Annotated in this window: 20 protein-coding genes; 6 read left to right on the top strand and 14 right to left on the bottom strand. The window is 32.5% G+C overall.

The window, feature by feature from the left end; translation table 11 throughout:
• The first annotated feature begins 16 nt into the window (after positions 1 to 16).
• Positions 17 to 1,201, top strand: a complete 1,185-nt coding sequence (locus tag NU09_RS00225) for a retropepsin-like aspartic protease (RefSeq protein ID WP_129749240.1) — start codon at positions 17 to 19, stop codon at positions 1,199 to 1,201.
• A gap of 315 nt (positions 1,202 to 1,516) precedes the next feature.
• Here NU09_RS00225 and NU09_RS00220 read toward each other — a convergent pair whose 3' ends face one another.
• The 7 genes from NU09_RS00220 to NU09_RS00195 form a co-directional block, all read right to left on the bottom strand.
• Positions 1,517 to 2,062: a hypothetical protein gene (locus NU09_RS00220; protein ID WP_129749239.1), complete on the bottom strand. Its 546-nt coding sequence runs from the start codon at positions 2,060 to 2,062 to the stop codon at positions 1,517 to 1,519.
• Positions 2,063 to 2,219: 157 nt separating this feature from the next.
• Positions 2,220 to 2,384 (bottom strand): hypothetical protein, encoded by a 165-nt coding sequence (locus NU09_RS17030; RefSeq protein WP_165357626.1) that lies wholly within the window; start codon positions 2,382 to 2,384, stop codon positions 2,220 to 2,222.
• Positions 2,385 to 2,642: 258 nt separating this feature from the next.
• The gene (locus NU09_RS00215) at positions 2,643 to 3,722 is read right to left on the bottom strand and encodes a hypothetical protein (RefSeq protein WP_129749238.1); all 1,080 of its coding nucleotides are present in this window, start codon (positions 3,720 to 3,722) and stop codon (positions 2,643 to 2,645) included.
• Positions 3,723 to 3,732: 10 nt separating this feature from the next.
• Positions 3,733 to 4,149 carry a hypothetical protein gene (locus NU09_RS00210; protein ID WP_129749237.1) on the bottom strand — a complete coding sequence of 139 codons (417 nt, stop codon included), beginning with the start codon at positions 4,147 to 4,149 and terminating at the stop codon, positions 3,733 to 3,735.
• On the bottom strand, positions 4,136 to 5,275 hold the full coding sequence (locus tag NU09_RS00205) for a nucleotidyltransferase (RefSeq protein ID WP_129749236.1): 1,140 nt from the start codon (positions 5,273 to 5,275) through the stop codon (positions 4,136 to 4,138). Before NU09_RS00205 ends, NU09_RS00210 begins: the two co-directional genes overlap by 14 nt.
• Complete coding sequence (locus NU09_RS00200; protein ID WP_129749235.1) at positions 5,272 to 6,078, bottom strand: HU-CCDC81 and SPOR domain-containing protein; 807 nt, start codon at positions 6,076 to 6,078, stop codon at positions 5,272 to 5,274. Before NU09_RS00200 ends, NU09_RS00205 begins: the two co-directional genes overlap by 4 nt.
• Before the next feature lie 5 nt (positions 6,079 to 6,083).
• Positions 6,084 to 6,311 carry a DUF2188 domain-containing protein gene (locus NU09_RS00195; RefSeq protein WP_129749234.1) on the bottom strand — a complete coding sequence of 76 codons (228 nt, stop codon included), beginning with the start codon at positions 6,309 to 6,311 and terminating at the stop codon, positions 6,084 to 6,086.
• Positions 6,312 to 6,488: 177 nt separating this feature from the next.
• On the opposite strand from NU09_RS00195, the gene NU09_RS00190 reads away from it, so the two are divergent.
• Genes NU09_RS00190 through NU09_RS00180 form a run of 3 tightly spaced genes read left to right on the top strand, consistent with a single transcriptional unit; the run spans position 6,489 to position 8,279 of the window.
• Complete coding sequence (locus NU09_RS00190; protein ID WP_129749233.1) at positions 6,489 to 7,091, top strand: hypothetical protein; 603 nt, start codon at positions 6,489 to 6,491, stop codon at positions 7,089 to 7,091.
• On the top strand, positions 7,081 to 7,494 hold the full coding sequence (locus NU09_RS00185) for a hypothetical protein (protein ID WP_129749232.1): 414 nt from the start codon (positions 7,081 to 7,083) through the stop codon (positions 7,492 to 7,494). Before NU09_RS00190 ends, NU09_RS00185 begins: the two co-directional genes overlap by 11 nt.
• A gap of 5 nt (positions 7,495 to 7,499) precedes the next feature.
• Complete coding sequence (locus NU09_RS00180; RefSeq protein ID WP_129749231.1) at positions 7,500 to 8,279, top strand: ImmA/IrrE family metallo-endopeptidase; 780 nt, start codon at positions 7,500 to 7,502, stop codon at positions 8,277 to 8,279.
• A gap of 85 nt (positions 8,280 to 8,364) precedes the next feature.
• Here NU09_RS00180 and NU09_RS00175 read toward each other — a convergent pair whose 3' ends face one another.
• From NU09_RS00175 to NU09_RS00160, 4 genes are all read right to left on the bottom strand, one after another.
• Positions 8,365 to 8,601, bottom strand: coding sequence for a hypothetical protein (locus tag NU09_RS00175; RefSeq protein ID WP_129749230.1), 237 nt, complete (start codon positions 8,599 to 8,601; stop codon positions 8,365 to 8,367).
• Between the two features lie 201 nt (positions 8,602 to 8,802).
• Positions 8,803 to 9,906, bottom strand: coding sequence for a PIN domain-containing protein (locus NU09_RS00170; protein WP_129749229.1), 1,104 nt, complete (start codon positions 9,904 to 9,906; stop codon positions 8,803 to 8,805).
• A 43-nt stretch (positions 9,907 to 9,949) separates the two neighbouring features.
• Positions 9,950 to 12,802 carry a type I restriction endonuclease subunit R gene (locus tag NU09_RS00165; RefSeq protein WP_129749228.1) on the bottom strand — a complete coding sequence of 951 codons (2,853 nt, stop codon included), beginning with the start codon at positions 12,800 to 12,802 and terminating at the stop codon, positions 9,950 to 9,952.
• A 93-nt stretch (positions 12,803 to 12,895) separates the two neighbouring features.
• Positions 12,896 to 13,822, bottom strand: a complete 927-nt coding sequence (locus NU09_RS00160) for a tyrosine-type recombinase/integrase (RefSeq protein WP_129749227.1) — start codon at positions 13,820 to 13,822, stop codon at positions 12,896 to 12,898.
• Between the two features lie 80 nt (positions 13,823 to 13,902).
• Between NU09_RS00160 and NU09_RS17140 the strand changes: the two genes are divergently transcribed.
• Positions 13,903 to 15,003 (top strand): restriction endonuclease subunit S, encoded by a 1,101-nt coding sequence (locus NU09_RS17140; protein ID WP_207209739.1) that lies wholly within the window; start codon positions 13,903 to 13,905, stop codon positions 15,001 to 15,003.
• 4 nt (positions 15,004 to 15,007) lie between these two features.
• Here NU09_RS17140 and NU09_RS00150 read toward each other — a convergent pair whose 3' ends face one another.
• Both NU09_RS00150 and NU09_RS00145 read right to left on the bottom strand, forming a co-directional pair.
• The gene (locus NU09_RS00150) at positions 15,008 to 16,258 is read right to left on the bottom strand and encodes a restriction endonuclease subunit S (RefSeq protein ID WP_129749226.1); all 1,251 of its coding nucleotides are present in this window, start codon (positions 16,256 to 16,258) and stop codon (positions 15,008 to 15,010) included.
• Positions 16,259 to 16,298: 40 nt separating this feature from the next.
• Positions 16,299 to 17,858: a type I restriction-modification system subunit M gene (locus NU09_RS00145; protein WP_129749225.1), complete on the bottom strand. Its 1,560-nt coding sequence runs from the start codon at positions 17,856 to 17,858 to the stop codon at positions 16,299 to 16,301.
• 342 nt (positions 17,859 to 18,200) lie between these two features.
• Here NU09_RS00145 and NU09_RS00140 point away from each other — a divergent pair, with 342 nt between their 5' ends.
• The gene (locus NU09_RS00140) at positions 18,201 to 19,178 is read left to right on the top strand and encodes a hypothetical protein (RefSeq protein ID WP_207209738.1); all 978 of its coding nucleotides are present in this window, start codon (positions 18,201 to 18,203) and stop codon (positions 19,176 to 19,178) included.
• Between the two features lie 100 nt (positions 19,179 to 19,278).
• On the opposite strand, the gene NU09_RS00135 is transcribed toward NU09_RS00140, so the two are convergent.
• Positions 19,279 to 21,423: a hypothetical protein gene (locus NU09_RS00135; RefSeq protein ID WP_129749223.1), complete on the bottom strand. Its 2,145-nt coding sequence runs from the start codon at positions 21,421 to 21,423 to the stop codon at positions 19,279 to 19,281.
• Positions 21,424 to 21,488: the final 65 nt, after the last annotated feature.

Raw genomic sequence — 21,488 nt, 5'->3', positions numbered from 1 at the left:
TCTAACCAATTAACTCATGAAATTCCTTTATCTTTTTTTAGCATTCTTTTGCTTAAATCTATCTGTTGCCCAAAACATTAAAACCTTGAACACGGGTAAGGTTATCCAAAAAAATTATAATACAAACGTACCTTACAAAGACATAAAAGGTTTAATGGTAGTAGAAGTTATTATAAAAGGTAAAACCTATAATTTTATTGTTGATACAGGAGCAATAAGCGCCATATCTCAACAATTGTATGATGAGTTAGGGTTAAAATCCAGTTCAGAACTTAACGTTAGCGACTCCAGCAACCTGAAGCAGCCTATGAAACTTACAACATTACCACCTGTAGAGGTAGGCGATATCATCTTTAAGGAAATACCTGCTATGGTTGCCAATAATACTCATTTTTTTCAATGTCTGGGTGTTGACGGATGTATTGGAAGCAATATGCTTCGCAATTGTGTAGTTAAATTTTCATATAAAGATAAAACAGTAAGCTTTACTAATAAGAGAAAAAATTTTGATACTAATAAAGAAAATCGCACCGATTTATTGAAAGATAAATTCCAAAGCAATCCTTATTTATATATTTATTTAAAAAACAATGATATTGTAGGGAGTGAATCAGTTTTGTTCGATTCGGGAATGATGGGGTTATACGATTTATCATTATCTGCTTACGACACAATTAAAAAATTTAATATATTTTCTGTATTACATCAGGCTAAGGGAGCATATTCTATAGGCATACATGGTGTTGAAAACCAAGAAGAACATTACATGCTGTTGACTCCTGAATTAAATTTTGCCGGAGCTGCATTTAAAAATATTACAACCACCACTACCAGTGGTGAAATTTCAAGAATAGGCAGTCAAATACTTCAATATGGAGATGTTATTATTGATTATCCTCATAGATACCTATACTTCAACCCTTACACAAATGAAGTAATAGATCTTACCGAAAAGAGCTGGCCTGTTCAGCCGGTAATCAAAGAGGATAAATTAGTTGTTGGCATAGTTTGGGATTCACTATATAACGATACAATTAATGAAGGCGATGAAATAATAAAGTTTGGAGAAATTGATTATTCAAATTTCGATCCATGCGAAGCAATGAAATTGAATCTAAAACCCAAGACAGACACTGCCACAATAACTCTAAAAGACAAAAATAGCGGCGAAATTAAAAACGTGAATATCACTAAAAAGTAGCAAAGCTTTTTAAGTGTAAAATAATTTTCCTTTTAATGGCAATAAATCATTGAAAATCACCAAAAGTATTCTAAATAAAAAAACCTCCAGTTTTCATTGAAGGTTTTATTTTTCTTGTGGGCTGTCAGGGATTGTAGTCGAACACCTTGTGCCTATTCTGATATTTTTCGAAAATATAAAATGAAGTATTCATTACGTTTAAGCGCTTTGCGAGCTTGCGAACTTCCTAACCATTTATTTTCTGCTAAAAATAAATTTCTTGTAAAGCGCAAATATGAATATATAGTTAAATTCGTAATCTAGCAAAAACGCCTATTAGCTGTAATAGCTTTTATTTTTAATAAACATCTTATCTGCGTCAAGAAGTTTAACTACAAAATTTGTCTCAATATAAGTTAAATATTTTTTAACAACAAAATCGGTTAATAACAAATGTGGTGAAGTAAAATTAAGAAAGTATCTCAAAAACATAATTAAAATCATTGGTTTATCCGATGAAGCATATGTAACAAATGCATTTTGTGGAATTGAAGGCAATTTGCTTTCTAAATTTTGCCCAATGCCTGTTGAAGAAAAGAATGGAGAATAAAAAATTAGTCCTTTATCTAGGCAGACAATTAAGTCTGGTATTTCTTCATAGTCTAATTTTCCTTCTCTGACATTTTCACAAATGTAATCCACTGTTTTTCTTAGTTCTGTTGACTTTGAGGAGAAAATTACACTAGGAATTTTATCATAATACTTCGGTGTTGATTCTTTGCCAGGAAATCCAGTAAGTTCTAATCGATCTACATCTCTAATAATAATTTTTACTGATTTGATTTGATATAATCCACGATGAAATTCGCTTTTTTCTGTCAAAGTTGAAATATCAGGTTTACTTCGATTGCCGCAAAAACACCTTCCGCTAATATTACTTCACGTTTCGGCGTAATTAATCTTGGATGATTTGGAGATAGAACAACACAATCGATATTATTTGTTTCTTGGATTCTAGAATAGATTTTATTTGTAGATTTTACTTAATAATCATTGGAAAGAAACTAGCTATAAATTGACTTACTGTAACTTCTCTTGAGTCTCCAGTATTTGTTCTATCTTTTTTAAATGCATCAATAGTTTCCTCGTAAATGATTTCTATTTGTTGTAAATTTTCAATAATTGATCCGTGAACAGCATTCATAAGTTATTTTTAGTATTATTGTTTTGAACAATTACTTGCCAGCTACGACAGTGCACTTAAGTTATTATGGATATATAGGCAATGTAACCAAGCAGAAGTTTTTACAATACTACAGTATTTGTTACAGACATGGCAGCTTATTTAATGTATATTGTGGACTTCCAAGTTTCTGTTTACATAAGATAATGCAATTACACCCCTATCACAATCAGCAACTAAAAATTGAGATATTCTTAAATTGCTAATAGAATTCCTCTATCATTTATGAAACATTTCTTTAATGTAACAAGGATTAGAATTTATTTTTATTAGGTCACTATTAATCTGTTGAATAGCTGTTTGCCTGTCCGTTAGATGTATTCTATTTAATAGATTATTATTTGAATTAGCATAATCTAAAATTCGTGTCCTAGATAATCTTTCCACAATATATTCCATGCATCCTACGAAATTTTCGGTAACGGAAAATTCTTTACCATAATTATAAACAGAAAAAGATTCAAGAGCTAACTGTTCTAGAAGCGTGTTCTCGATAAGTAAACTGTTCTTGTCTCTGTAAGATTTTAATAACTTTATTAATTCCCTAACTTTAGGCTTGTTTCTAAGTAGATTTTTCTGAATATCAATATTTGTTTTAAAAGTTGTTCCTTTTTGCCAAAAAAATGGACGTCGAATGTATAAATTTAAGTTTTTATCGTCTTTATAGTTTCCAATTTCTCTACCATATACTATATCAATTTTATGAGTACCTTCATTTCCCTCGAATATTAGCCTTGTAGCTCGCGTTCTTTTTATCACTTCTGCGTTATCTTCAAATAAATCTTCTATTGTATTATGAATTTCATTTGATAAATTTCTCATATTACCTAAATGGTTATCTTTTTTAACAGGCATGACTATATCAGAGTCATAGGTATTGGTAATGGCTATCTTTTTACTTAATGAACCAACAGTTTCGGGATAGCATACAAGTTGATCTGAAAATTCATTATAAAGTTTGTCTTTAACTTCTTTAGTTATTGATTTCAATTCTTGCAATTTCATAGGGTTTAAATTTGGATTCTCTTCTCTTACCAAATTTTTCAGAAAATTATCGCTCGAAAATTCTTTTTTACTCTCTTCTCCAAATTCCCATTTATAAACTTCATTGCCTACAATTCCTCCTATGACTCCAAAAACGGTTATTTTCTTGAATGCCTGAAGTCCATTATAATTTTCCCAAGTCATCTTTTGACCAATTCGCTTAAGCTTTTCCTTTTGCCGAAAATAATCGATAAGCCCAACAATTCCTGCTGCTACAGCAACTCCAGTAAAAATATATTTGTCTTGTTTTCTCATAATTACAATTTTATTCAGGATGTTCACCTCCGCCTAACCATTTATCAGTAGCATGCCAGACTTCATAATAGTATAACCATAAAGAAGTCCATGGAATAATTGTATCGCTAATATACATTTTCCTCGTAAATTCTGCATATTTAGGCATAAATAAGCATAATGTTTCCTGCGAATACATATGTGGTATTTTCTCGCCTTTTTTATTTTTTACCAAAACCGGATTAAGTACCCGAATTTGAATTGGTTTCAAAATATGGAACTTAATCTCAATAGTGTATGTTTCACTTCTAGGTGTAGGCTGTAGTGAGCCTACTGCCTTAAGTTGATAAGAATCAAAACTTACTTTCCAATCAGGATATTTCACTCTAATAGCATTTACCTGTTGTACAATTGTTTTATTTCTGTTTAGGTTTTTAATCCGCATCATCACCAAAAAAAGTATTTGCTTTAACCGATGTGGTTGTAGCTGCTCCAATTCCGCCAATTATTCCTGAACTTCTACTGATCCCTAATTGATTTGAATTTCTGGCTTTCTCAATAATATCCGCTTGCGAAATTTGTGCCCTTGAATACAAATCATCACCAAATAAGCCTTTAAGTATGTGCCCTTCAGAAATAATTCCGTTATCCTTTTTGAGTTCCAGCCACTGCTCATATAAATGCTCACAAAATGCTCGGAATGCTTCATAATATCTCGGTTCTTTTTCCCATTTATCTGTAAAGTCTTCTTCAGAATTTACAGGATTTAAAACCTTAATTCTCGTTGAATTATAAAATGTATGCTGACGAATCTGATTTATAATATTTTCAACGGCTAGAAAAATACTTTCCTCTCCATTGTAATTGAGACCAGCAATAGTTGTTAAAACAATACTTGAAGTTTTAAAAGTATCATTATCCTGAAAATAAATATCTCTATACCTTTTAATCAATTGCACGGCACGTTGAAGAGGTTTTTTATCCTCATAGTCATTGGATGGTAAATTTTCAGCTCGTAATGCTTTTTCCAATAAGCTAATCTTAACTGTATTGGCTTTATCCAAAAACCATTTGGCATACCCCCTAGGATTAGAACTTACCCAACAACCTAACAGTCGGTCTGGAATTCGCAACTTATCTTCATCCCATTCATTTTCCTGAATGCCCGGCAAAATATCCATATGGAAATCTCCTGAATAGTTCAAGCGGATACATCTGTTCTTCAATTCCATTTTTTCTTTATAAATAGAATGTTCAGAAAGTCGTCTTTTTAATTCAGAATATATTCTTTCGGGAGTATGGTTACTCCATTGTATTTTCAAATGTAAAGCAATGTCCAAATCAAACTCATCTTTGCCTATGGGCTTTACAGTTGTCTTGATTCTAACAGAACCATGTGGATATAGTTCATATTTAAATGGTTTGAAAAAAAGTTCATCTGCTTCAATCCATTTTTTTATTGCTTCATAATGCTGAATCATTAATTCATAACGCGTTTTATCCAGTTGCAAAGATTCAGCCATCCTGTCGAGTAAGTCGTCCAACTGCACGTATTTATTTTGAAATGGTATCATTTTGGTAATATTTTAAATGTGTGGGGTAATATTCTAACTCCTGAATTTGTTACTCCCTTTTTAATTTCTTCTGCTGTTACAAAGGCTATACTTTCGTTAGTTATTAAATCTTTTATCGCCTTTTTTTGAGCATCAGTTTCTAAGCGTAATTCAAATATGTCTGCATGTCTAAATTGATCAATAGGATAGTCATCTGTCTTGAGGATGCCTTCTTGGTGTTCACAGATATATGCGTATTTGATATGCCTAAAATGTTCTGCCGGTAACAGACCAGGTTCTATTAATTCTTCAAAAAACTCACGCCAAGGATCAATCTCTCTATTTTTTCTACTATTAAACCATTTGAAAAATTCAACTAGTTTTTTACGTTTATTAACTATTATTCTTAAATCGTTCTCAGTATGATTATCACGAGGAACATTATTGCAGGGTGTTATTCCCAGGCTGTCAAACAGCTCTCGATTTTCTTCTTTAAAGTATTTATAAGCACCGCCTACAGGTTGAAAACCTACAAAATCTTTCTTATGTCGTTTTATAAGCATGTACTTTCCATTGTCTTCAATCCTGAACAGATATGCTACCGTGACACGTACGGGTTTATTATACTTCCATATTTTGGTTACCAATAGTTTCCACTTTTTTTTGTTTTCATAAATGAATACTATAAGTTCAATTGCACTTGCAATAACAAGACCTAGAGCAACTTTAAAAATTGTACTTTGCACGTCACCACTAGAGAGAAACAAACAAGAGAGCAACCCTACACAGCCAAGAACAAAACTTATTTTTACTTTAACATTCATTTGTTCTAGCCTTTAGGTGGAAAATTATCTTTACCATATGTATTTCGCTCTCTTATTTGTCCATTCTCTCCATGAATGAACATTTCTGAACCTTGATTAATTGCAATATCCCTTGCAATCTTTATAGCTTCTTTTTGTGTTGAAACTATTTTTGTAACCTTTTCGTTACCAGCCCCTCTTACTGCCCAGTCGTCTCCTTTAGGAACGACATGTTGATTTTTACCTTTTGCCATTTTACTTTAGTTTTAATTATTTTAGCCTCAAATATTTAAGTGCCTTTTTGTTGTTTAATTTTTATTATTTTTACTTTGCTTGAAATCATTTAGTAATAAATGCTATTAAGTTTTGAAAATTTACCACGAGATGGTATTTTTTTTTATTTGAATAGCATTTTATATATATAAGGCTTTATGGAGGAGATAAAAGTTATTGCTTCTGACGAGCTGTTAATGGAACAGCTAAGCAATCGTGACTGGGATAAATTCTGGTTGCGGTTGATGGGGCGATGTGCATGGATATTACGTAAGCGTTACGAAGTTAAATGGGCAAATGATGAACTAAAGACATTTTCTCGCGATGCAATAAGTGAAGTTATAAACCAAATCTTTATTAAAAGGAGTCGAAAGTGGAATATTGACCACTATCAAGATTTTGAAGATTTTATAATAGGTGCAATTGACAGTCATATAAACAATACATTAAAGAAGTCAAAAAAAGAAATAAGTGTTGACGATGAAAATCTATTGTCTGCTGAAAATCAAGAATTTGACCATTCAATAGAACAGATTATCATTGGCAAGGAATTGAAAAATCAGCTCTATAAACTATTAGAAGAAGCCAACGCAACGGATGACGAGTTACTTATATTTGAATGTTTATGTGATGGTATAGAGAAACCAGAAGATATACGGTCAACTATTGGACTTAATGAAGATGAATTTCATAATGCGTGGAGGCGGTTCAAAAGAAAAAGAAATACAATAAAACAAAAATTAGCGGCAAATGGATACTAATAAAAAAAACAAAACCATCTTAGATAGACTGGATAAAGTTGAATTAGAGTTGCTGCAGCATGATACGGAATATGCTAAACAGTTTCTAATGGAAGAGGGTATTGATCCAGATAAAGAAATCGAGTTCTCAGGGCAATTCATGAAAAAAATCCGATTTACGGCATTAGGTATGTCTAATAAGCAACGTGATTTAAAATTGCTAGATGTTGCATTCGATAGGTTAAAAGAAGTGTTAAAGGAGAATTCTGAAAGAGCGTCTGAAGCATTAATCAATTTACTACATAAAAAAACACCAGCTATTCATTATAGAAAGTTAGAAAGTTGGTCTGATGATGAAATTCGAGATGTACTGTCCGATGTTGACTTAATTCAACTAATCGAAGAATTAAAAAAAGAAAAGTAGTTTCAATGTCAAAAGGTAAATTAGCAGCACAAAGATTAATGAATGACTGCGGTATAGATGATCCGACAGAAATCCCGTTGGACTTAATTGTCTTTGGTAGAGGTGCCACACTTGTTGAAAAATCATTAAAAAACTCGGAGGGAAGAATCGTTTTCGGGAAAAATTCTGCTATTATTACAATAAACTCTGATATACCTTATGAAGGCAAAAAACGCTTTGTTACCGCACATGAATTGGGTCATTTTGAAATGCATCGAAATGTAATTACGGTTCATAACGATACTGATGCTACTTTGGAGTTCTTTAAAAATGGTCATCAAGAAACCGAAGCTAATGAGTTTGCCTCTGAACTATTAATGCCTGAACACTTATTCAAGAAGGAATGCGCCGGTAAAAAATTCAGCCCTGATTTACTCAGACAGCTTTCGGATAGATTTAAAACCAGTATCACTTCTGTAGCATATAAATACTTTGAATTAGGATCTCATCCTATATGCTTATTTTATTCACACAACAATAAAGTTTTATATTGGAAACGTCCGGATAATTATCCTCATTTTATCAATGACAGAACAAAACTAACTCCTCCAGACGATTCAGTTGCCACTGAGTTCTTTGAAAAAAGAAAAATTTATTCAAAAGAACAAAGTAAACAGCCTATTTGGAAATCAACATGGTTCGAATTAAAAAACTGGGAAAATGATAATAATTATAAATTTTTTGAATACTGCATAATCACACCTATCTATAATACTGTTTTAAGCATAGTTTGGGAAGAACTATAATAACTAATTTCCTAACTTAATTCGTAGTTTTATAATGCTTCATATTGCGTATGCAGCAAATCAGTTAGCTGATGTAGCCAGTTTTTTAAAGTCCTAAAAGTTCTTTTACCAATTCTTTATCTTCTTCACTACTTGCATTTAGAAGACGCTCTTTAGCACTGTCCGTTATGTTTTTCGCTTCTAATGTCTCTTTAAGATTATAACCTCCAGGGTATCTATGTCTATCATATTCATGAAGAACACTACCATCTTCATACAAAGTATAATCATCATCTAAGTCTCCATTCATTTTATGTGAAACTGCAATTATTCTCGGTTGCATATGATTAATTTTAGTTATTTAATAATTGTTTTATTTCTAAGAAAAAGTCCAAGATTTTTTCCATGTATTACACTTTTCTAAGTTTTACCTTTCTGTATAAACTCATTTTTTTCTAATATTTTAACCATAAATGGATTTGTCTCAACTTCTGTTGAAGCCATCAAATTTTCATTCTCATTTCTTTCCAATTGATGTGTTGATTTATAAATGAAATTCATCTTCATTTATGTGATATATAATTTTGTCCTTATATTTTGAGCTTGTTGTAATTTTATAACCTTGGTCACATCCTTTGCAGAAATATTGATTATCATCATTAACATCCATTAGTAAAGATTTACAACCCGGGCACTCTACATGATTTGTTTTACATGTTATACACTTTCCCTCCCAAACAATTTTTACACGATGATTTCTCTCAATATCTAATCCTTCAAATAAATTATATTGGTTATTATCAATTTCTTCAGAATTATAAGCTATACGTACTTCGCTTTCCAAATATCCAAATGATCCGTATTCATTCTCCATTTCACAATATGGTGAGCGACAGTTGAAATAGTATTCCTGTTCTCTAAGATGCTCGTAGAAAACCTCTAAGTTGTACTGAAGATCTTCTGTCAGTTCTAATAGATCTGCCAAATGCTTGTGATATTCAATGTTGATCTCATTTAAAAAATCTTTTAGATCTGAATGAAACCCTGGTAAATCTGAAGCATTACCGAACTCTTTGTAATTGCTTGATACAAATACTGCACACGATAAGGGAACCATGTTTCTTTTCAGGTATTCAGCTGCGCTAAACAAAATTGCGGCATCTGGAAAGTTATTCTTGTTGTTAAGAAAGGGAGCTTTATCTTTTCTAATTGCCCGGTCGACGATTTCAAGCTTCACTCTATCTGAAACTGGAATTTCAGTACAAGATTTAATGAAGTTATTAATGTTATTTATATGGTTATTATTCGACTCTATGAGTTGTTTGTAGTAATTGGACACTTTTTCAAACTGTCTTTTAAAGACATCATTCTCTATTGTTTCTTTTTGTTTTACTAATAGAAAAAGATCTTCCTTCTTAAGGCGTTCAAGTTCGCTTACATTTTTCTTAGCACATTTTTTGCTTCTTTCCCATTCTAACTTGATAATATAATTAGTTAAAATTATAAACTCTCTATCATCAACTTTTTGTTTCAATTTTTCATACAGTTCAAAATGTGTTGTTGAATGTGAATTTAATCCATTAGTCATTGAATTAAATCCATTGGCTAGGTAAATCCAAATATTTGTGTCCAGTATAAGGTAAATCATTGGTTGTATAAATGTCAAATATGGTACTCACTCTAATTTTCAACTAACCGGTTATCCCATTAACAAACGTATCAACGAAATTTAAAATCTTATTCAGTATCCTATCACCAACTTCCTTCGATTTAAGTACACTTGGCCTTCCTTCTTTCCTGAGATCTAAAATATCGTTACGAAGTGGTTCACGTTCAGCAAACAGATAATTTTCGATTAATCTTTCAGTTTTTTCCTCAGAAAGATTTTCATCTTTGATAAGCACCTTTAAAGCCTTTTCTTGTTCTTCATTCCAAAATTTTTCAAACTCTTCAGGAATCGTATCTGTGTCTTCTATGTTAGGAAGGCTCTCCTGAATAAACTTCTCAATTAATTCACGTTTACTCCTTAATGAAACTTCTGTGTTCAATAGGCTGAATATCTCTTCACTAATATTTTTATCGTTTGAATTCTGTTTTGCTTTTATAAGCAATTGAAGTATATAGGATACATTAATTGTATCTCTTCTGATTAGTTCTAGCTCAAAATCGATATCATTCAGAATAGAAGTTTTTTCAATAGTAGGACTGCCATTTATAGTCTCTTTTAAGTCTAAATACTTACTTGTATAACCATCAAAAAGATGTTGCTCAATATCCAGATCTTCCCATGTAAATTCTGTATAGTGGCTCATTTTTTTATGCAAACGTATCATTGCCCTAAAAGCCAATATAAATTTCAATTTATCTTCTTCACTATATAAATCATCTACACTATCAACTTCCGGTACTAATTCTATTAATTTGTGAACTGCCTGGTTAAATTTTTCAACATAGGTTTCATAAGGCTCAACAATAATTTCATCAATCGCCTCCTTATTGCTAAATAGCGCTATCGCTTCGTCTGTTTTTTCTTTTAAGTTCCGAAAGCATATTATGTTTCCCTGTGTCTTATTTTTGTCTAAAATTCGGTTAGTACGGCTAAAAGCCTGTATTAATCCATGATACTGGAGATTCTTGTCCACATACAATGTATTGAGGTGCTTGCTGTCAAAACCGGTTAAAAACATATTGGCAACAAGTAATATGTCAGCTTCATTATTTTTAGACTTCTTGGCGACAGCATTATAATAATTGTAGAATCCTTCTGTATCACGGACATTTTCAGCCATGCCGAACATATTATTAAAATCATGCACATAGCGCTCTAAAAGTTCTCGCCTGTGGGGGGTATAACCATATTCGGCTTGTGGTTCGGCAGCAATATTATATTGCTTTACTACATTATTTTCAATCTCTTCTTCATTTTGGGCATAACTAAAAATAGTTGTAACTCTCAGATTGTGCTCACCCAGAATCTTTTTACGATTGAATATTTCATAATATTGAATAACAGCGTCAATATCCTGCACGCACATCATCGCACAAAAGTTCCTGCTTTGCGTTTTTTGGTCATGGTACTGAATGATATAATCTACAATAGCTTCTTTACGCTGAGAAGATTCGTACACTTCTGCCTCATCAATCTCTTCTATCTTTAGATCTATAATATGCTCTTTTTGTTTAAATGTCTGGATATACTCAACCGAAAACTTAAGCACATTTTCATCACGAATAGCATCGGTAATCACATACTTATGAAGACATTTACCAAACAAGCTCGACGTAGTTTTCTCGCCGTTTGCATTTTCTGCCAATATTGGTGTGCCGGTAAAACCAAAAAGCTGGATGTTAGTAAAATAGCCAACAATATTACTATGAGTATCGCCGAACTGGGAACGATGGCATTCATCAAAAATAAATACCATGCGCAGGTCTTTAATAGCTTTCATTTTAAAAAGATTCCTGCCCGATATTGCATTGTTTAGTTTTTGGATAGTCGTAACGATAATCCTTACATTGGGATCATTAAATTTCTGTATAAGGTCATCTGTATTTGTTGCAGAACTTACAGAACCTTTACTAAACTTATCGTATTCCTGATTGGTTTGGTAATCCAGGTCTTTCCTGTCAACCACAAAAACTACTTTTTTAATTGTGGGGATTTTCGACAAAATTTGGCTGGCCTTAAAACTGGTTAAGGTTTTACCACTTCCTGTAGTATGCCATATGTAACCGTTCTTCTCAATATTATAACCGTTTAATTTCTGGTTGTCAGTTACCTTCTTTATAATACTCTCAACAGCATAATATTGGTAGGGACGCATGACCATCAATCTTTTGTCAGTTTCGTTTAACACGATGTATTTACATATCATCTTACTAACGTGGCAGGGTTCAAGAAAGGCATCTGTAAATCCGTTAAGAATATTATTTAATGGCTTATTACTCTCGTCAGTCCAGTTAAATGTTTGAAGATATTCCTGAGGATTGGTACCGAAATTACTAAAGTATTTGGTATTAACCCCATTACTAATAATGAACAATTGTACAAAATGGAATAATCCTTTACCCGCACCGAAGCTATGTTTTTGATAGCGGTTTATCTGATCAAAAGCTTCTTTCATCTCCAATCCCACCCTTTTAAGCTCTATCTGCACTAATGGCAATCCATTAATGAGTAAGGTTACATCATAACGGTTGCTGTATTTTCCTTCCTGTTCAATTTGATTGATCACTTGGTATTCATTCTGGCACCAGTGCTCAACGTTTAGAAACTCAAAATAAAGGTTATCTCCATTATCCCTTATTATATGTTGTCGCTCTCGTAATGTTTTAGCCTTTTCAAATACAGAACCCTTATTAAGAATGTTCAGTATCTTATCAAACTCAGCATCACTAAGCGTAACGTTATTGTGTTTTTCGAGCTGCGCCTTAAGATTTATGATTAACGATTTCTCGTTTGGAATTGAAACGTATTTATATCCTAGTTTTTGCAGTTGGGTGATTAGCTTTTCTTCTAAAACCTGTTCAGATTGCTTACTCAAAATTATTATGAATTAGGAGGTTGGTATTTATTGTTAAACAAATTTAACAAAATAAACTTTACACACTCACACCTCCTAATTCATAATTAACCTCTATCTTAAAGTTTTGAACATCTGCTCGATAGCTTTCTTTTTCTGCTCCATATTAGGATGTACATAAAGATTCAAGGTAGTGCTGATATTTGAATGTCCCAATAGTACGCTTACAGTTTTATAATCGCACTTACTCTCAATACATCGTGTCGCAAAACTATGCCGAAGCCCGTGAAATTTAAGCTCAGGCATTTTTAAATCCCTCATAAGGTTTTTGTAATAGCTTCTGTATGTCCGGGGTTCTGTAGGCTTAGCATCGTTGGTCAATACAAAAAATGATGGATTTACTATTTTTTTGAAGGGTTTAAGGATACGCAATAAGTCTTTGCTAAGAGGAATTTCACGGATTGAGTTTTTAGTTTTCGGCGTATCTAAGATTAGTTCTGTCCGGCGCATACCATCTTCAATGACATAAATTCGTTGTATAGTACGTCTTACGTTAATTATACCGCTATCTGTATCTATATCTTCCCAGGTAAGGGCGCAGACCTCTCCAATACGCATGCCGGCACTCAGACAGATGTACACACCTAAGTTCCGAAAAGTAAAGTGCTCCTGTATGTAGTTCATTATCTTTTTCTGATCAGCCCGGCTTAAGACTTCCATGCTTTGACTTTCCCGAACAGTAGGGAATTGTACATCGAAGGGAGTATAGGTAGTCCATTTCTTTTTTGCGCCAAACTTGAGAATCATTTTAAGCACTATAAGAATATCCTTAATCGTCTTTTGGCTCAAACCGGAGTCTAATTTTTGTAATACAAATGCCTGCACATCTGTTTCTTCGATTTCTTTTTTCTGTCCAAAGGCAGGTAATAAATGATTTTCTGTAAGTAGTAAATACGCTGCATAGCTTGATTTTTTTACATACTGTTTCTTATCTGCTTTCCACAGATCAATTACTTCACAAATTTGTTTTTGTTGATTCATTATAGATTTAAATATTATTAAACCTTAAAGGAAGTGATTTCTTACAGCATTAGAGATGTATAGGTGTAAAGGTTCCAAATTTGAGATTTTCCGGATTTGAGGATGAATGGGAAAAGAAGAAATTGGGTGAGATTGGAGAAGTAAAGATGTGCAGGAGAATTTTTAATGACGAAACTTCGCAAATTGGCGACATTCCGTTTTTTAAAATCGGTTCATTTGGAAGGGAAGCTGATGCTTTTATTTCTAAAGAATTATATTCCGATTATAAAACACGATTTTCATTTCCTAAAAAAGGAGATATTCTAATTTCTGCTGCTGGAACAATTGGAAGAACTGTAGTATATAACGGAGAAGATGCTTACTTTCAAGATTCTAATATTGTTTGGATTGATAATGATAATATAAATATCACGAATGAATTTTTGTATTACATTCTACAAATAGTGAAATATAATACAGAGGGTGGTACAATTCAACGATTATATAATAACATTTTAAAATCAACAAGATTTAGTTCCCCTTCAATCCAAGAACAGGAAAAGATTTCTTCATTCCTGTCACTGATAGACGAACGTATTCAAACCCAAAACAAAATAATTGAACAATTAGAAACCTTAATTAAAGCGACTAGCAAAAAAATATTTATCCAGAAAATAAGGTTTAAAGATAGTAATGGAAATGATTATCCACACTGGGAGAGTAAATATGTTGGCGATATTCTCAATATTGGAAGTGGAAGAGATTATAAGCACTTAGAAAAAGGCGATATTCCTGTATTTGGAACAGGGGGATTAATGACATATGTTGACTCTTTTCTTAATGACGGTGAAACAGTTTGTATTGGACGAAAAGGAACAATTGATAAGCCAATGTATTATGATGGAAAAATTTGGACTGTAGATACGCTATTTTATACACATTCTTTCCAAGACTGTATTCCCAAATTCATTTTTTATCTTTTTCAAACAATTAATTGGTTGGAATATAATGAGGCATCTGGCGTCCCAAGTTTATCAAAAACTACTATAGAAAAAATAAAAGTACAGACTCCTTCTCTGGAGGAGCAAAAAGTAGTTTCACAATTCCTTAATACAATTGACGGAAAAATTCAAATTGAAAAAGCAACTTTAGAACAATTGGAAATGCAAAAGAAATATTTGTTACAGCAAATGTTTGTATAAGCTTCTATACAAACATTTGCTGCAGTAAAAACTTTTTCTGTTCTTCTAATTTATTCAAAAATTGAGTTTCTATATCTATTTTCATATCAATAGACAAAAGGTAATTAGCAATCTTTCTTTGTTCTTCGACGCAAGGTAAATCAAATTTAATTCTCGCAAAATTCTCGTAGAAAAGATAATCTCTTACTCCTCCTTCGACATTTCTTAGAACTTCTTTATTAAAAAAATCTGTCTTTAAATATTGAAATAGAAAATTATCATTTACAAACTCCTCTGTTTTAAAGCAAACATATAATGAACTGATAATAATATTTTCCAAATTCCCACTGTAACCAATAGAACCAACATTTATTCTTGCAGGATTATATGCAAAGGTATTCTTATCAATTATTTTGTATAATGTAATATCGTAACCTCTATCTTCGCTATCAACTCCCTCAAACTGCTCACTTTGCGGAACGAATCCTAACTTATTATTTATAGAATAGACAGGTAGCTTTTCATTATTTTTATTTCTCTTATTTATTAGAGTCGTCACATCTCCCAATTTCTTTGTCTTCCAGTCTTCGTAGTTGTCTCCGCGAGCATTTTTAAATCTTAATTGACAAGAAAATATTCTTTTGGTAATGGTAGTTTTTAATACGTTTAATTCCTCAATTATTTTGTTTTGGGTTTGAATTCGAAGGTCTATCAGAGAAAAAAATGATGCAATTTTATCTTGTTCATTGAGATTAGGAATCTGTAAATTAATATTCTCAATTATCTTGTTAGAGCTATGTCGGACTGTGGATCCTGTAGCAGTCTCCTTTATTACTTTATGGTACCTATCAGTTTGCAAAAATTGGAGAATCCAGTGTTTTGAAACATTAGTAGAGAAATCTAGTCTAACAATTCGTTGATTTAGCCATATTTCACCATCCTCTTGCTGTACTAATAAAGGCTTTCCAAGCAATTCACATGATGGGGTTAAATCTGTTAGCAGAATTAATAAATCATCTTTACTGCAAAGAAAGTTTTTTGGAGGTTTTTCAACTGAACATTTTGATATACTACTTTCAAAGTTACCGTAACCATTTTTTGTAAAATTCTTGGGGGTAACTAGTTTTATGCCTTCCTCAGAAAAGTGTTCACTTTTAAAAGCATAACCAGATTGAAACGTTGCTATTTCTCCCAGTCTTACCTCTTTCCATTCCTCCTCAAACCCTGGAAATCTCAAATTTGGAACATTGCCCTTACTTTTATTTTCTTTTGCCATCTCGACTATTCAATTTTCGTTAGTAATTACATTAAGGATATTAAAAAACAAGTCCAAGCTCCTTAAAGTAAACCTCAATCTCACTATCGAGTTCGGCCCTTTTAGCCTCTAGTTCATTGATTTCACGCATTACAGATTGAATATCTATTTCCTCTTCTTCCTCAAAAGTATCCACATATCTCGGAATATTCAGATTGTAATCATTATCCGCAACTTCCTTCAAAGTTGCCAAATGACTGTATTTTTCTATAACAGTCCTATTGCGGTAAGTGTCAACAATTTTGGTAATATGCTCTTCACGGAGCATATTTTGATTTTTTACCTTGTCGAACTCCTTACTTGCATCAATAAATAAGATGTCATCTGGTGTCTCTCTACATTTCTTAAACACTAATATACAAGTAGGAATACTCGTACCATAAAATATATTGGCCGGTAAACCTATTACGGCATCTAAGTAATTTTTTTGTTCAATCAAGTATCTACGAATATGCAATTCTGCTGCTCCTCTAAATAAAACACCATGTGGTAAAACAATAGCCATTATTCCATTTTCAGCAAGGTGGTAGATCATATGCTGAACAAAAGCAAAATCTGCTTTACTTGCCGGAGCTAATTTGCCGTATTGGCTAAATCGGTCGTCGCTCAAAAATAAAGGATTAGCACTCCATTTAGCCGAAAACGGAGGATTAGCGACTATCGCTTCAAACGGCATATCGTTTAAATGCTGTGGATGTTCAAGAGTGTCTTCTTGTTTAATATCAAACTTCAAGTAATGTACACCATGCAATATCATGTTCATCCTTGCAAGGTTGTAGGTAGTTCGGTTCATTTCCTGCCCGTAAAAGTTGGTAACATCTTTCACTTCCCTGGCTACTCGCAATAATAGAGAACCCGAGCCACAGGTAGGATCATATACAGACTTTAATCTATTCTTATCTGTAGTAACTATCTTAGCCAAAATCTTCGAAACCTCTTGAGGTGTATAAAACTCGCCTGCCTTTTTGCCTGCACCACTTGCAAATTGACCGATCAGGTACTCGTACGCATCGCCTAGTACATCAAGCTCAGTATGTTCAAGTTTAAAATCAATTTCATCTAAATGTACAAGCACCTTCACAATAATAGCATTTCTTGCTTCGGCAGTTTTTCCCAGTTTGGTACTATTTAAATCCATATCCTCGAAGAGATTATCAAAATCTTCTTCACTTTGAGTCCCCATAGTACTCAACTGTATATTGATAAGAATTTTTTGGAGATCCTCAAGTATAAATGTATTACTATCACTGCTTCCACGCTTAGCTATTTCGCTAAATAGTTCAGAAGGTTTCAAAAAATAACCCAAGGTTTCAAGAGCCTCTTCGCGTATAGCATTTATGTACTCCTCACCTTTAGTAGTATTTTCTTTTATTTCCCGAAACTGAAGATTGTCCTGCTTTAAAATGGAATTAGCATAGATTTCCATTTTCTCAGCCAAGTATTTATAAAATATAAAGCCTAGAATATAATCCCTGAATTCATCAGCATTCATTTTACCTCTTAAAGTATTAGCAATATTCCAAAGCTGTTGTTCCAGTATTTTTTTCTGCTCTTCTGACATTGTTCGAATGGTTTAGATTAGAGATTCTTAATCTTTAAAGAATGCTAAAATAATCATATTCCTTCTAACTCTTGTAAACTTTTTCCAAGCCAAATACTTCCCTAGCTCCACTCCTACTATAATAAATAGATCCTGCAATAACTTAGCTGCCTTTTTTTACCGTTTCGTAATGGAAAAGGTGCAGTATAAAATGAAAGAATCTTCAGTTTATACAAAATACAAATAGCTAAAAGGGCATACTTCTGGGGCATGATCTTGGCACAATGAAAATACAAATCCTGACAGTATGCCGGAAGATTTTGTTGATGATTTTATTTAAATTTACATAGATAGAATCTAATAATGAAAACATCAGAAATCGCACAGGAAATAAACAGAAGAAAACTTTTGGGTGAATCCATGGAATTTATAAAACAAGCGTTTAATGTTTCTGAAGAAAAATGGAGATCATGTTGCTTAAAAGCCTATTCAATTAACTTAGATCATGCAAGAAAAGATAGGAAAAAAGATCAAGAAAAACGACATGTAGGTTCGACATCAGTTAAGGATATTCTTAAAATTATCGAATTGAATAAAATATTGGGGAACTACGCTTTGCTTCTTCCCATTTTTTCTACTATGACTGATTTTCACAAATTAGAACAACTAAAAAATGAATTACCTACATCCGAGAAAACAATATTAAATCATGTAGGTAAATTAACTATGCATCCTAAAATGAGAGTTCTGCAAAAGCTAGGCAGGATCGAAAAATTTGAATATTTCAAGCAGTTTGGCAAATTAATAGATGCAGCAGTTTTATCTTACTACAGGACAAACTTTATAAGCTGCTATTTTACTCTTATACCTCTTATCGAAGGTATCATTATACGATGGATGGGATTTCAGCAAAGTGAAGTTAAACCCGAATTTGAAGACGTTCGAAAATTTTTTAAAAAGTCCGCCTTAAGAAATCCTAATCCAACAAATATTTTATTTCATGATGTGTATATTCAAATTTGTGACAAGATTCTAAATGAACATTTTTATAGACCAACAACTAATGGTAATGCTCATTCTCATTTTAATAGGCATGTGGCGTCACATTTATTAATTGAAGAAGAATTTGCCACCAGACAAAATTGTATTAGACTTTTTTTACTATTAGATACTATGACAGAAATCTATTTTTATGAATCTGGAGAGATTGACCCTAGATTCAATTTGGGAAATGAAGAAACAGAAAAAGATTTAGCTGCCTACTATAATGTTTTGTTGCAAAATGCTGAAAAAACGGCTGAACAGATTCTTTTAGGTAGTAGACCTTTAGATTTACTCTGAAGATAAGTTCAAATAGAAAGAAATGAACAAAAACAAAAAACAGAATTAGTCCAAAAAGTTGGTTAGCCTGCAGGTTAACATACTGCAGGCTTTATAAAGACTAATAATAAAAATATTGATGTGCCCCCAACGCAAAATCATCCGGCTTAGGCAGCAATTTGACTTGAATTTCAGGAGCATATGAATCCATATAGAATAATCCTTCTAAGGTTTTACCAGCATTTTTAAGTTTATTCGAATCATCGTCATAACAAGTTATAAGAATCTTATCAGGTCTGATATCTTTTGCAATATTTGCTAGTACTTGTAGTGAATTTAAACCATCTCCATTTTTATCAAAGAATGCAACACTTGAGTGTTTCGCTTCTCCAATTATAAGCTTACCATCAGATATACAAAAAATATCAATATCTGTATAAGGTTTGCGGTCCGAATATGATAAGTACAAATTGATTTGTGGACTGAATTCAAAAGATCTTCTGCTTTGTGCAGATATACTGGCTAATGTCCTTATGACCGTCAGATTTCCATCCCTCTCAGTCCGTGACCTGTAGATATTATTCTTAATAAGATCATTAAGTTTATACGCGAAATTAGGTTCTACAGGCATCGTAAAACTCTGAAGACATCCTTTACATTTAACTGTTTCGTCAACTTCATTTAAATAATAATAGAATGTAGACGAGCATTGCTTACATTTTAATAAATAGCCCTTGAAAAACATTTGGTAGTTACATAATTCTGTCAATGTATTTTTCAATCCCAGTTCTAGATTTTCTTCATTAAACCTCGATTCTTCTTTTGATTTAAAGACATAACCCGCTTCTACCAATTTATTAAAAGCACGCGACTTTAAATCGACAAAAGTAAAAGCACTCCCTGCTGATCTATTAGTAGTTGCATATTCTTCTAAAAGAGATACCCAAAAGTTATCAGAAAAAAAGTCAGCAATAGTTTTAAAATCATGATTAAATAACTTTATGAAAGAAATAAGCCTACGGCTATCATCATGTAATGATGTTTCTATGAATTTTGTTTCATAAGTCTTTCCTTGTATTATAGGTCTGCTAATAAGTTGAGATACTATCTGTCTTGTTTCAGGAATAGAAATATCTAAATGACTTGAGTTGCGTTGACCGCGAATAAACAAAGTAACAGTTCTACGACGATTAATCCTCCCTTCAGAATGGGGAAAGATATTGTAAATGTCATATGTAAAAGGCATAAGAAGTGTTTTAGCTTTGTCTTCCACAGAGCATCTTACTATTATGTCAATCGCCCATTTTTGTGGATAAAAGCTTAAATTATTAGTAAAGCTCAACATAGGAATTGCGTATTGAGCTTTTTGACCAACAAATGTTTGCAAGTTTTCGCTTTCACCAAAATCACTTTCATACAATCCGTTAGCATCTAATATTTTGTATGGAAAGCTACTACAATCGTGATATATAAATGGCTTGCCTCCGGAGATAGGTAATAAAAGCTCAGTTATTAAGGCTTTTAAATCTGCTTTCGAGAATGAAGTCGAGCAAACCTTGATAAAATCGCTTGATGCTTCTCGATAAAGTAAACTGCCAAAAAACTTATCATTGACAAGAATTTTAAGCTGTTCAAGAGTCACAAAATATGTATTGTCTCCTTGATACAATAGACGATTCCAAAAATATAAAAGATCCGAAATTGACGAAGTGTCTTTTGCTATAACTAAAACAAAGTCGTTATATTGAGCATCTTTTAAACTTCGTAAAATAACAGTATTTAAATTATTTCTAGAAAGTAATGCCCGATTAATCGGCCTCTCTTTAAAGACTATTTCATGAAAAGTATCAAAATTCTTTTCATTAAAATTTATTTGGTGATACTGTTTTGAAATATTGTAATCACTTACTGTCCCATTTGACCTAATGCCAAAATTTAAGTCGAGATAATCTAACAATAAACTTTTAGTTCGCCATAATTCTGAAGGCATGATAATTCTCTCACTTCGATCAAAAAGTGAAAGAAAATACATGGAATCAACACCGTAGATATTTTCTTCTCGTGGTATGGAATCAAGATTGTAAAAACCTTTAGGATTAAAAAGTCTTAGTTTTTGAATAGCTTCAAGTTCAACGCCGTCAGAGTAGAACACATAATCAGGATCGTAGTATGCTAATAACACTCGATAATTCTTTTCAATCTCTCCGGCCACAACGGGTACAATAGGATTATAACGCCCTCCCCAGTATTTTTGGAGCTGTGACATAAGATCCCTAAGCTTGTCATAAGGATAATTACTGTCTATAAAAAAAACGTATCGTAAATGCCTAG

The organism is Flavobacterium beibuense (genome assembly GCF_004151245.1).
GTDB lineage: Bacteria > Bacteroidota > Bacteroidia > Flavobacteriales > Flavobacteriaceae > Flavobacterium > Flavobacterium beibuense_A.
The sequence above is the reverse complement of the archived record's forward strand: the minus strand, read 5'-3'. Positions and strand labels throughout refer to the sequence as shown.